The sequence below is a fragment of the Glaciecola punicea ACAM 611 genome (assembly GCF_000252165.1).
GTDB classification, from domain to species: domain Bacteria; phylum Pseudomonadota; class Gammaproteobacteria; order Enterobacterales; family Alteromonadaceae; genus Glaciecola; species Glaciecola punicea.
Genome location: NZ_BAET01000016.1, coordinates 20,110 through 32,624, shown reverse-complemented (window position 1 = coordinate 32,624; position 12,515 = coordinate 20,110). Strand labels below are relative to the sequence as shown.

Below are 12,515 nucleotides of genomic sequence, written 5' to 3'. Positions count from 1 at the left end.
ATCCTAACGTACAAATGATAACAACTCACGTTGAAAAAGTACTAGCATGGTCAATTTGATTGACCTCATTATTATTCCGGCTTGATGATTGAATACGACTCGAACATCGGTAGTCACTTTAATTTTACCCAGTTATAAGATAAATAATCAGTGATTATATTAGAGACTTAAACCCAGAAAATATCATCAAATTATTCTGTTAGATATTGTAAAAATAATCAAAAAAAAAGGGATAACATTGAACCTGACCCCACAGGTTATACTCCACTACAGAATGATTCATTAAATTTGTAGTACCTCGGGTTTAAGTAAAGAAAACAACAGGTTCCCTAAAAAATGTCTGTACATTGCTTCTATCTCTTTTTTAGATATAGCCCCACCATGTATAAGCATTTCTTGTCGCTCAGCAAACTCCTTTATAATAAAACCTGTAGAATTGAATTTATTACTTTCATAAAAAGCTTTACGCTTAACTCTCTGTTGGTAATTTTCTTCTTTCTCATCCAGCTCTTCAATATTTAGTACAATCCTTTTATCTGAATACTTTTTCCCCATTGAATCCATTACTTTGCTTCCGTAACCACTTGAACGGAGCGATTCTGATATTGCAAAAAATTTTACAAATACAATATTTTTATACTCTTTAGCGTAGATAAACCCGACCCAATAATTATGTTCGTAAAGAACTTCAAAACCATCCTTACCATTTCTCATTCTATATTTGACAACCCATTGTGGTAGCAATTGAATTTTTGGAAAAGCTTCGAAAAAAAGGTCAATAACTTTCGAATAGTTAATATCATGTTTGTTAAGAGAGCGGAAACTGATGGTCATAACAACCCGGCAAGCCAGTCGAAAGTGAAAATAGTGGTAAAAACTTTTAATCCAATCAAGCCGAAACATAATAATATTAATAAGAATTTAAATTTTTTACTTTTTATATTATTCCAAAATAGAAGTTTTGCTCGAAATTCATTTTTCAGTTCATCAATATCTTCTTTCATATATGATTCTCTATATTTTGTGTCATTAATAAGAACAAAATATTACATGAGTTACTAACAGTATTTTGTAACTAGTAGTGTCTATGGTGTAACGAAAGGTAGCATATAGCCTTAATTCCACTCATACTCTTTTGCTTTATTTTAGAACTGGATAGTGATCTCAGCACCTTTTAAGCTGATGCTACGACCAATTGTTAACTTTGCATTGTGCGCTTTACAAATTTCATTAACGATGGCTAAACCCAGACCTGAGCCATCGTTACTTGATTGATTATTTCGCCAAAATGCTTGTAAAGCGAGAGTCTGGTTTTTTTTATCTATGCCCGGACCATTATCTGAAAAGCTTATCCAATTATCGCCGACTTCAACACGGATCAATCCATTTACGTCGCCATGCTTAATTGCATTTTCAATGATATTTTTACAGGCAACCGTCAGTGCACCGTGGTCACCATAAATAACCGAATCATTATTACCTGTTACTATCAGTTCGAGATCTTTATCTTCACGCAGAACCAGCGGACCTAAAAGCTGGCAGGCATCGGTCACGGGTTTGACGATAGGTATCGGCTTATGTAAATAGGTACTCGAGTTTTGCGCCCGGGACAAATCAAGAAGTTGTTCAACACTGCGGCTCATATAAGTTACGTCTTGTAATAAATCTGTGATTAAACCGTCTGGTAGTTCACTCAGCTCAATGCGTGTACGAATGATAGTCAAAGGAGTGCGAAGTTCATGTGCAGCGTTAGCAACAAAACGTTTTTGCTCTTCAAATCCAGCTTCAACCCTTGCTAAAGCACGATTAATCGCATTGGCTAACGGCACAATTTCATTGGGAATTTTATCGATACTGAGACGTTGATCTAATTGGTTTGGTGAGATTTTATTGGCATCCAGAGAAACGCGCTTTATTTTTCTTGTTGTTAATTTGAGGGAAACTAGGCTCACAAGAATAAAGAGTAATACAGAGGCAAAAATCATCACTTTAAAACTGGCTTGAATAGCTGGCATTACTGCCTCTTTTGCAAACTCACCCAGGCGATCACTTCTTGCAACATCGATATAAAGCGCAATATCTTGTAGCTTCACCTGAAGACGAAATCCGGTGATCGGCCCTAATTTCGAGTCTAATCTAATCGCACCAGGAGATAAGTCTACAGGTAAATAATGTAGTAAAGTTTGGATTGCAACAGCATCTGATGCTGAGCTTTTAATGATTTTATTGGTATTTTTATCCACTATCCGAAAACCAAGATTACCGTATAAGTTATCATATGCCCAACTAAGAATGTCCGGGTTATTAACCAGAATTTCTCCTTGATCGTTAATACTTAAAACTTCCATAATATCGTAAGCCAGTTCTTCGGAAGGCTCTTGCGCGGCAAGATCTGCAAAATTACCGGTATTGAACGTAAGCATTGCCACCATTAAAGAGCTGAATAACAATATACCAGCAATACAATAGGCAAATAGCAAGGTCGCTGTAAGGGAATAACGAAACGTCCATAAATAACGAAATAACTTCATGCGGTAACCTTTTCAACATGCAAAATATATCCAATACCCCTGAGTGTTTTTAATTCGAAGGTCGCCCCTGCGCAAACCAGCTTTTTACGTAGTCTGTGAATGGCGACCTGAATTGCATTTTCGCTAACATCATCATCAAAACCATATAGTCTGTCTTTCATCGCATCTTTAGATACTGTGATCCCAGCATTACTGATTAAATAACTCAGAATAGCAATTTCAGTTTTTCCTAAAAATAAAGGTTCTCCCTGAATATCTAGGTGCTTAGAACACAGATCTAGTTTGATATTACCGTGGATCAGCATGCTGCCTGCTAGCGTACCTGGACGACGTAATAATGCCCGTAATCTTGCAAGTAATTCTTCTATAGAAAATGGTTTTACCAGGTAATCATCGGCTCCCAAATCAAGCCCGGTAATTCTATCTTGTATATTTCCTCTAGCGGTTAATACCAGTACGGGAAAATGATAATCTCTCTTTCTGAGGATTTTAAGTACCTCTAAACCATCAAAATCAGGTAATCCGAGGTCGAGAATAACAGCATCATAGTTAGTGATCTCACATAAGGAAATTGCGATTTTTCCACTGGTTGACATATCGCAACTTGCAGGGAATTTTTCACATGCTATTTTTAATAGCTTGGCTACTTTTGGATTGTCTTCGACAATGAGTATTCTCATTCTTGAAACCTTTTCTTAAACTTACCGATACATATTAACTTAGCACAACTAGAATGAGTAAGGTTGAAAATAAGCGTCCACCTATCATTGCCATCCAGCCATTTTTCATAGCCCCCCCGCACAAACTCTCCCGTGAGATGAACGACCAATGCGTGGATGCGTTTACCGCCATTTTTCTATTTGAGGGTGATCCTAATGCATCACTCTAATGTTCTTAACCAGTTAGTTTTCAGCCCGTTGCACTACGACAGAAATAGTCCCCATGTTTGAAGAGTTGTGGGTCACAAGATGTCCGGGTTGGAGAAACCGGAGTGATGCGCGCTCTTCGTCCAGAAAATTTTCGAGCACTGCGTCATACGGAGCCTGCCCCGTCAGAAACGTGCCTTTCACTATGTAAAGCATAGCGCCTCTGACGATTTGCTTCATGTTAGGCGGCATAAAAATGACGCCTTCGGCGGTGCCCGACATCAGAACTTGATCGCGTGCGATCATGCCGTTCTCTACAAGCTGAAATTGTTTGTCGTCGTACAGAAATCGGGTGGACTCCGTATCGGCCAGCGCTTTTTCTACCAGCGATCGGAAAGACAGAATCATTTCGCCTGCACGGGCGTCTTGGCGTATCTCGTCATTGACCTGCGTGACAAGACGCTCGTTTTTTACAAAGCTCTCCCAGTCAAGTGGAACCACGAACAGCCCGCCCGAGGGGAAGCGCTCCGGTCCGCTTTTGGCATCGCTGAAACCTGTGCCCGAATCGAAATTGTCGGGATCAATCAGTCGCGTCAGCACACTCCTGTTGCTGAAATCTCCACACAAGAAGAAACCTTTTTGCGCAGCATCAAAATCCTCGATACGCTCAATGTCGCGATCAAATCTTGTGCAGATCTCGACCTCGTAATCGAGCAGTTCGTCTGCATCCGTTGAAACCGTTGTTACAGGTGGCGTGGCGACCCCGAATTTCGGAAAGTTGAAGACAGACTCCGAGCCTGTCTCCTCCTGATGCTCAGGGAAATTGGTGCCACTTGCCACGTGTCGCGCAGCCGTACCAGCGGCAGGCAAGAGATCACCAAAACTGCGCTGCACAACCGGGAACTGGTCATTGGCATCGGCCTGCGCAATATTGACAAGTGTTTCGATTCCAACGTCCGTCAGAACATCGAAGAAGTCGGTCTTTGTGGTTAGCCCTGCGGCGGTCAGATCAACTGCCGAAATCTGGTCCCCTTGCAGTTCGGTAACCAGCAATACATGGGGAGCTCCGTCTGGCGTGATCCGTTCAAGCGCAAGGGTCAAACCTTTTTGCGGTGAAAGGATACCAGTGGAAAGCGGCTGTGCTTCCCCGTCAAACGGGTTTGTACGTTCAGGGTCTTCAGGCTGCATTAGCCAGAAGCCAGCAGCAATCACAACGGCAGCGGTTGTGGCCAGTTTCAAATGTTTCATATCTATACCTATTGTGATTTTTTTACAAGAACGTCCGGCTTAGAGCCGCAACAGAAAGCCTGTGGAAATGCTGACCTTCAATTTTGCTTGCAAAGCGAATATAAAAAGTATGTGCCGGCGTCACTTTGGTTGTGGCTAAAGCTGGTTTAAAATACATATGCATAACCAAGGATCATGCTAGCTGCATGATCAACATCAATAATCGGGCTATCTTTTATTGAGTCATCAAAAACTGTAAAGTCCAACATCGCGACAAATCTGTGATGAGGTCCCGAAAACCAGGTACTTCTGATCCCCATCACAAGGTTAACGGCAGAATCAGCCTGATAAAATTGACGTGTTTGAGTCGCTTCAGTACTTTTTACACCATAATAATAGTTAACTAAGTCATCGCTAAGATATTCTGCACCGATATAAGGTGAGAGCTGGCCATTGTCAAAGTTAATGGGATAACTAAAGGAAATGTCCGCCTGATATCCTTCATGTTTGCCTAGTGTATCTGCGACGACTCCTATGCCAATTTTTCCAAAGCCGGTGTCATAACTGTATTCAACACCTAAGTCTAGAGTGCCATCTCGGTCATCCATGCCCGTCAAATATCGACTATCCGTTGCTTCATAGCCGTCCAGTCGATAATTCCCAGTCAAACCGAATGTATAATTATCATTGCCATATAACTCATAGCCAAATTTAGGACCCATTAGATAAAACTTACCGTAATTAATGATAAATATAGGTACAGCCATGCTATCACTATCCAGCTCAGTGTAACCTTCATCTTCAATGATAATACCTAGGCCAACACCCCAACTTAATTCAGGTTCAGCATATTTATCAGCTGCATATGCTTGTTGTGCGCCTATTAAAAAACCAACGGTAATGAGCGAGTTTATAATTTTCATATTAGTACCTTTTAATGTTGTAAAATCAGTTCCATAAAGTATCTGTAGCTTAATCAATCGAGTTGCCAATCAGACAACATGGTAAAGATTAACAGTTGAATCTTTCTTGAAACTTACGCATAGAAAATAAATCAGCAAAAAATAAAAATATATCTGAGTTTGTTGATCCCCCATATGTGACTATTGATAAGTCTACAATTATCACTGTGTCTTAAAAATAAATCCCCCGTCCCGATAGATAAATTTTATAAATTAAATATGAGGGGGAAATTCGAATTTGAAGTCGCTCTGCACTAACTTAGTGGTATCGTGGCGAAAAAGCAGCCTTTCATTTTACGAGATATATTCAATAACTTAGGTATTATGGATAAACAAAGAAAGGCATGGTAAAGGTTGGCTATCACGCCGACCTTTTGATGGTCTCAGGCAATCCATTGCTAGACATAACAACAATATATAATATTGAGAAAGTATGGAAATATGGTTGCGAAGTACAACGAATTAAGAAGACAATAATAAATAAATGATAAAAGTTAAGGTATCTGTTTTATAAATTCTTGATATGCCAATATGGCTTCTTCTTTTTTCATCGTTCTGCCATGATCAATATCCGGAATTATGGTTAATATTTTAACCTTACTTGAGCTGACATCATAAAGTGCTTGTGAAAACTTAACTGGCGTTGTTTCATCATTTTCGCCGACTAATAACAAGAGGGGTTTTTGATACTCTCTTATCTTATCGATGTTATTCAGCGACGCAAGCTCTGGGGATACTGTCACCGTAGAAAAAAGTTTTGTCCATAATGGGGTTGTTTGAGTAATGAGGTCGGTCACTGAACCTATAGCACCATCAAGTACTACACCATCAATATTACGTTCATTGATAAGTTCGCTCACTATTATTGAACCCATTGAAATACCATGAATAATAATAGGTAAATCCTGTTTGTTTAATTTATTAGCAAAATCAAAAACATTTAACGCATCTTTTTTAAAGTCATCAATTGATAAACTTTCTTTCTTAGTACTAGCTCCTACGCCTCTATAGTCAAACCAAGTAACATTGGCAGGAATTAACGCAAAGCGTTCAAGGATTTTTACAGAGGAACTGATTTTCATCCCACTACCACCAAATAAAACAATACTAACCTTTGCTTGTGGATGAATAAACGATATCCCATTAAGTATTACGCCATCAGCAGTATTTATCGATACTTTACTTAATTTTGCCATCGATAAATCTGTATCAAAACTTGATTGCATTTTTTCAACATCAAGTGAGACTACTTGCTTATCTTGATAAATGATTTTTTCTGGAGTAACGTTAATTGCACAACCATTAAGTAATAAACATAAACCAATGACTCTCATATTTCTTGTAGACATATTTTTCCTTTAATTTTATAAACTCAACTTTATGGGCTAATGTGAACTACATTAAACTTCCGCTTTATATTTTTCATATAGCACCTTATAGTGTTGTAAAAATCCATAATGTATCGGTAGCTTAATCAAGCGAGTTGCCTACCTGACAACATGACAACATGACAACATGACAACATGACAACATGACAACATGATAAAGTTTAACAGTTGAATCTTTCTTGAAACTTACGCATAGAAAATACATCAGCAAGAAATAAAAATGTAACAACATCATAATAATTGCCAATACCATAATACAAAGTGAACGCTTAAAAAAGCATAATCCGTATTCCACTATTTGACAAATTTTCTCATGAGGCTTGCAAACTAACTTTGCTTTTAACGTTTGATTGGCTTTTAGTGCGCACTCTACAAAGCCTTGCCACAAGCACTGGCGTAAATACCAACGTCAGTATGATGGAAAAGCCAACGCCACCGGCAAGTACTACTGCAAGTGGTGGCCAAAGTGTACCTTCACTAAACAATAACAAGGGGATAAGCCCGCCCACAGTGGCGAAGGTAGTCGATAAAATATGCCGACCTAGTTGCGGCGCTAGAAGAATGACGGAAAGTGCTACACTATTGTAGACGATGTTCTTCACAGTTCCTGAAGGGCCTATCCGATTCGTCAGTGGGTTTTAAGCCTTCCTATCCCTTTGGGATTGCTGTTGGCTCGATATCCAAGTGAATTGAGTAAAGTCATGGGTATCATTCACCGCGCCATATCTACGCACATTGTCAATCGAGCAGGCTTTACAACTAAACAAGCCAAGACAGGTGCTGTTACACTTATTTAACGCTTTGGTAGCGCGTTGAATCTAAATATCCACTTCCACATGCTGTTCTTAGAAGGTGCTATTAACGAAAATTCATGGGGTGGCACCACCTTCACTCGCATCAAAGCACCATGTCACAACGATATGGTCGAGCTCGTCCACACCATCAGCCATTATCGGCTTGCATTTTATGGCGGCCAAGCCTAAACAGATTATTTACAATGCCATGACACGCTAAAAATCGTTGTGCTTGGCCTTGGGATGTAAACCGCCGCATTTGCCGTTCTTGTTGTCTACTAGGCTGATGAGACAATTCACAGCGATTGTTTTCGTATTGTTGGGTTGAATAAGCAACGCTGGGCATAATTTCCCTTCTCGCAGCCCAATAACTGCGCAATTTGTCGATGACTATCTTTAATGGCCTTGCCTGCTGGCCCTTCAATAACTTTTTAAAGAACTTCATTGCGGCGTTTTGGTGCTCTTCCAAAATGTCCGTATTCATGTTTTTGTTAGCTTTCTTGGGCTCCATTCTAATAATGGTAACGACAAGAAATGATGATGATTGAACTGTCTTTAACGGCATAAACTAAACGATTTGTATCATCGATTCGACGCGACCAAAAACCAGTAAAATTTTCTTTTAAAGGCTCTGGTTTACCAATGCCATCAAAGGGTGAACGCCTAGCGTCTAGTATAAGTTTATTAATACGCTTGAGCGTTTTCTTATCTTGGGTTTGCCAATACAAATAATCTTTCCAGGATTCATCAGTCCATGGCAATAACCTTTTACTCATCAATCAACTCCCTTTGAATGTTCTCACCTGCTTTATATTGTGCGATAGATTTAGCTAAGTGAGCCGCATTTTGGGGTGATTTGAGTAAGTAAACGGTTTCCATCAAACTGTTATAATAATCAAGTGACATTACAACAGCATCCTCCGAATCTCTTCGTGTAATAATCGTAGTATCTGCGTCATTAACGACTGTGTCCAAAACAGCCTTTAAACCGTTTCGAGCATCTGTAAAAGATACAATTCTCATAAAGCTTCCTCATGTACAATATAGAAGACAAGTATATATTAAAACCACAAGGTTGTACAAGATAAGGTACAAGTCAAGGCTAACTGAAAGCTATCGCTGTATTGTTCTCAGGTTTAGCCCAGATGCTAAACATAAACCTGCACTAACAGGCCGTTGGATACCTTTAAATTAAAGCAAAATCAGCCCTTGTTGCATACAACAGGGTAGTGGTTTATTCTTTTCATACTTTATTTTTCTATTCTAATTCCAGTTTTGAGGTCCCGATCTTATGCAACGTTCTTCCATGCTTTTGTCCACGTCTTTATCTGCTTTGTTGTTTTGCTTCGCCGGCTTGTTTTTTCATGTCCATGCACATGCCCAGGACGCGTCGACTGCTGTTTCATGGGAGGCGCTTTGCGCTGTCTCGGTGTGTCGCGGCACCGGTCATGACGGCGTGTTTGCGGCGCGCTTCTCGCCGGACGGTCGGCAATTAGCCGTGGACGTACGAAGAAGCGACAAGAGCGGCCTGTATCTGGTCGACCGAGACGATGAGACTCGCTTCTGGACTCAAGGCCATTCAGCCGCATGGCTTGCCAACGGCAGTGGCATCGTGTTCGTGCATGACAACGACCTGTGGTCAATTGAGGTGGGCGCAAACAGCGCCAAGCGTCTAACCAATGATGAAGCTGATGTGCGTGCCCCGCGCCCATCCCCTAACGGTGATAAGGTTGTTTTCGCCAGTGGCCGTTCAGGACATCAAGATCTCTGGCTGGTGCCGGTCGACGGCAGTGCGCCGCCACAGCAGTTGACGAAAGGCGCGATGCCACAGGATGAAACGCGCTTCGCTCACAGCTGGTCTCCCGATGGGTCGACAGTTGCCTACTACTCAAACCGTACCGATACCTGGTCAAACGATCTGTGGTTAGTTGATGTCGAGGATCAGGAGGAAAAGCAGCTGACCAAGTCCTTTATGGGACTAGGCGACCCATCTTGGTCGCATGATGGATTGCGCATTGCTGCGTTCGGTGCGGCCAAATCGGCACATTGGTACACCGAAATGTCGGATCTGTTCATTATCGATACTAAAAATGGCACTGCCGAGGCGCTTTCTATGCAGATCACGGCGCGTGAGCCTGGCGCGCCAGCCTGGTCAGGAGACGGTAGCGAGCTGTTCTTTTCCAATCATAGCCGTGGCGAAGTTACATTGTGGCGGTTGCCGGCCGCCGGCGGTGTCGCAACCCGGATGAGCCAAGCCGGAGGTTTGATCCACGATTGGGACCAAAGTCCCCAAGGCGACGAATTCGCCCTAGTGCGCTCTACGCCGACTCGGGGCAAAGAAATCGACTTGCTGGCGACGCGTGGCGGTAGCTTGACCCAACTGACCCAATTTGCCAGCAACTGGTCGGGTTTGGTTGTGCCTGAAGAAATCAGTTATCGAAGCTGGGATGGCTTGTATATTCAGGCATTTATCTTCCGGCCACCAGGCTTCGATGTAGACAAGACATATCCTGTCGTAGTGCAAGTCCACGGCGGCGGAACTCACTCCTATTACAACGGGCTCAATCTAGTGGAGCAGCGTCTTGCCCAGCAGGGCTATGTAGTGTTTGCAGTGAACTATCGTGGAGGCTCGGGCTTTGGTCGCCGTTTTCAGGACCTATCAAAAAACGACTGGGCCAACGGTCAGGCACTTGATGCAGCGGCCGCCGCCGACTACATTCGTGCCCAGCCGTGGTCGAGCGGTAAGGTTGGTATTTACGGCTATAGCTATGGCGGTATCATCAGCCTGGCTGCCATCGCTCGGGCACCGGACGCTTTTGATGCAGCCGTACCCATGGCCGGGATCTACGACTTTGCTTCGTCCCATGAAAATGCCGAACGGCTGATCCAGCTGTGGGCCACTCAGGGCCATGGTGGTTCGCCACAGGAGCGCCCAGAAATTTATGCGATCAGCAATACCATCAGCCGCCTTAATGCTGTAAAAACACCTGTTCTTTTAATGCATGGTGAAAGCGACACGATCGCACCGTTTGAGCAGTATCAGCAAGCGGTGGCTGAACTTAAACGTCACGGCAAGGTGCTCGAAGCACATAGCTATGCCGGCGAGCCGCACCGATTTCGCGACCCTGCTAACCGGGTCGATATGTACCGTCGCCTAGAAGCCTGGATGGACCGCTGGCTCAAACAGCCGCCTCAGAAGTCATTGCAAGATGCTCCCTGAATTTCAGCACCCTGATATACTTTAGAAAGAGGAATTTTGCTATAAGACAAAGCACAAAGGATATGTTGTTAATGTGGCGTCGCAATAATCCGTAGCCAATTGCAGCTGTTTTGATGTTTTAACATCCGGATCGCACCATCTCCCCAGAGCCTCATCATGTAAAATACCCTGCAAACATCGCAACAGGAGACTAATATGGGCTTTTTGAATATTTTCGAAAAAGACAGTGACGGTAAGCAAAAGCGGATTGAGCACCGCGGTAAATATGCGCGTCTCAGTCGCACCGGTGGTGTATCGCTGCGTAAACAGGCGAAAATTGCGGGTGTTTCGGTTACTGCCAATACCATGCAAGGTGTGCGTGTTTCAAAACGTATCGCAAAAAATACACGCATTGCCATGCAAAATGGCCGTTTTGTTCTTCAAGGCCATTATGGCAGCGGTCCTGCACGTTTAAATATCTCTAAAACCGGGGCAACAGTATCATCGCGTAATGCATTGGGCGCCTTTAACTGGGTGAAACCCAATCGTTCCTCCGTCAAAATTGCCGGCATACAGTTACGCGGTAAGAATGCAGCGAGCATTCAAGTGGTCTATATGCTGTTTTCAGCGGGGTTCTACAGCATAAAGTTTTTAGGGCAGGCGCTTATCCAAGCGTTTGCATTAACGATGGCAATACCCTCTGGATTTAACGCCCTAAAACAGCGTGTTAATGGCGCACGATTTGCCCACCGTTTAATCAAAGCAAGGGTGTTATTGCAGCCTAGTATCAGTAATTGGCAATCAACAGAACTGCTGGCGGCAATCTTGTTAATTTTAGCAGGTTGGGGCCGAGGTATGCGGGCTGAAGATGCAGCGCATCATATTGCCCAGTATCTTCAGCAGCAGCCTGATAATCTGCTCTTGTTGCAAACCACCTTGCCTATTTTACATTCAAGCGCCCAACAGCTAGAGCAGTTACGAGCCGGCTATGAAGATAAAGCCTCCGGTGATCCACGTGTTATGATGGCGCTCTTAACACAGCAGTTAGCTGGTATCCTAAGCCCTGAAGATACAGCAGAAGCCCTACTAAGTGTCGACGAATTAGCTCTAGCGTTGGGCGCGCGCACTGTATTTCAAGACGAATTAGTGCAGATTTTTGCAGAGTTTGCTGGCTTGCAATTTACCTCGCTATCGGTCGATAAGCCTCAGCAAAAAGCAGCAAATCATCCCGCAGCCTACTTAGATAAATTTGCCAGCAAGCCCCATCTTGTCAATTTCAATACGGCGACTTTACAACAATTACAAACGCTCCCGCACATTGGAGTGGGTCGCGCAAAAGCAATTATTGCCCTGCGACCGATTAACAACATATTACAATTACAGGCAATAAATGGGATTGGGCCAGCGCGTTTAGCCGACATCGCTGAATATTGTGTTACGTTATAGTGAGAGCTTGTGGTATTCACATTGCTTGGTTATACATTGTGCGGTTTTACCGACTTACAACGCATATTCTTCACCAAAGATTAGCCGCTTTACACCCAAACT

Annotated in this window: 11 protein-coding genes and 2 pseudogenes; 3 read left to right on the top strand and 10 right to left on the bottom strand. The window is 42.7% G+C overall.

The annotated features are described in order from the left end of the window. Positions 1-282: 282 nt before the first annotated feature. The 7 genes and pseudogenes from GPUN_RS07930 to GPUN_RS07900 all read right to left on the bottom strand — a co-directional run. Positions 283-834, bottom strand: a complete 552-nt coding sequence (locus tag GPUN_RS07930; RefSeq protein WP_006005349.1) for an N-acetyltransferase — start codon at positions 832-834, stop codon at positions 283-285. A gap of 311 nt (positions 835-1,145) precedes the next feature. Next, positions 1,146-2,531, bottom strand: a complete 1,386-nt coding sequence (locus GPUN_RS07925; protein ID WP_006005344.1) for a sensor histidine kinase — start codon at positions 2,529-2,531, stop codon at positions 1,146-1,148. Further along, positions 2,528-3,211: a response regulator gene (locus GPUN_RS07920; RefSeq protein WP_006005342.1), complete on the bottom strand. Its 684-nt coding sequence runs from the start codon at positions 3,209-3,211 to the stop codon at positions 2,528-2,530. The genes GPUN_RS07925 and GPUN_RS07920 overlap by 4 nt, the downstream gene beginning before the upstream one ends. Before the next feature lie 222 nt (positions 3,212-3,433). Continuing rightward, positions 3,434-4,645, bottom strand: coding sequence for a fumarylacetoacetate hydrolase family protein (locus GPUN_RS07915; RefSeq protein WP_006005338.1), 1,212 nt, complete (start codon positions 4,643-4,645; stop codon positions 3,434-3,436). A 146-nt stretch (positions 4,646-4,791) separates the two neighbouring features. Continuing rightward, positions 4,792-5,547: a MipA/OmpV family protein gene (locus tag GPUN_RS13710; RefSeq protein ID WP_006005335.1), complete on the bottom strand. Its 756-nt coding sequence runs from the start codon at positions 5,545-5,547 to the stop codon at positions 4,792-4,794. 533 nt (positions 5,548-6,080) lie between these two features. After that, positions 6,081-6,935 (bottom strand): alpha/beta hydrolase, encoded by an 855-nt coding sequence (locus tag GPUN_RS07905; protein ID WP_006005333.1) that lies wholly within the window; start codon positions 6,933-6,935, stop codon positions 6,081-6,083. Between the two features lie 350 nt (positions 6,936-7,285). Then, positions 7,286-7,513, bottom strand: a pseudogene (locus GPUN_RS07900) (hypothetical protein); the annotation flags it as partial. A 297-nt stretch (positions 7,514-7,810) separates the two neighbouring features. On the opposite strand from GPUN_RS07900, the gene GPUN_RS14640 reads away from it, so the two are divergent. Further along, entirely contained in the window at positions 7,811-7,957 is a 147-nt protein-coding gene (locus GPUN_RS14640) for a hypothetical protein (RefSeq protein ID WP_238528952.1), read from the top strand. On the opposite strand, the pseudogene GPUN_RS07895 reads toward GPUN_RS14640, so the two are convergent. The 3 genes and pseudogenes from GPUN_RS07895 to GPUN_RS07885 form a co-directional block, all read right to left on the bottom strand. Then, positions 7,923-8,228: pseudogene (locus GPUN_RS07895) on the bottom strand (DDE-type integrase/transposase/recombinase); the annotation flags it as partial. The gene GPUN_RS14640 and the pseudogene GPUN_RS07895 overlap by 35 nt on opposite strands. Positions 8,229-8,280: 52 nt before the next feature. Then, a complete protein-coding gene (locus GPUN_RS07890; protein WP_006005325.1) occupies positions 8,281-8,544 on the bottom strand; it encodes a Txe/YoeB family addiction module toxin in 264 nt (87 codons plus the stop codon). After that, the gene (locus GPUN_RS07885; RefSeq protein ID WP_040520670.1) at positions 8,537-8,791 is read right to left on the bottom strand and encodes a type II toxin-antitoxin system Phd/YefM family antitoxin; all 255 of its coding nucleotides are present in this window, start codon (positions 8,789-8,791) and stop codon (positions 8,537-8,539) included. The genes GPUN_RS07890 and GPUN_RS07885 overlap by 8 nt, the downstream gene beginning before the upstream one ends. 268 nt (positions 8,792-9,059) lie before the next feature. Here GPUN_RS07885 and GPUN_RS07880 point away from each other — a divergent pair, with 268 nt between their 5' ends. Together GPUN_RS07880 and GPUN_RS13705 are read left to right on the top strand one after the other, a co-directional pair. Continuing rightward, positions 9,060-10,988, top strand: coding sequence for a S9 family peptidase (locus GPUN_RS07880; RefSeq protein WP_081483929.1), 1,929 nt, complete (start codon positions 9,060-9,062; stop codon positions 10,986-10,988). Between the two features lie 195 nt (positions 10,989-11,183). Continuing rightward, on the top strand, positions 11,184-12,413 hold the full coding sequence (locus GPUN_RS13705) for a ComEA family DNA-binding protein (RefSeq protein ID WP_006005315.1): 1,230 nt from the start codon (positions 11,184-11,186) through the stop codon (positions 12,411-12,413). The last annotated feature ends 102 nt before the right edge of the window (positions 12,414-12,515 follow it).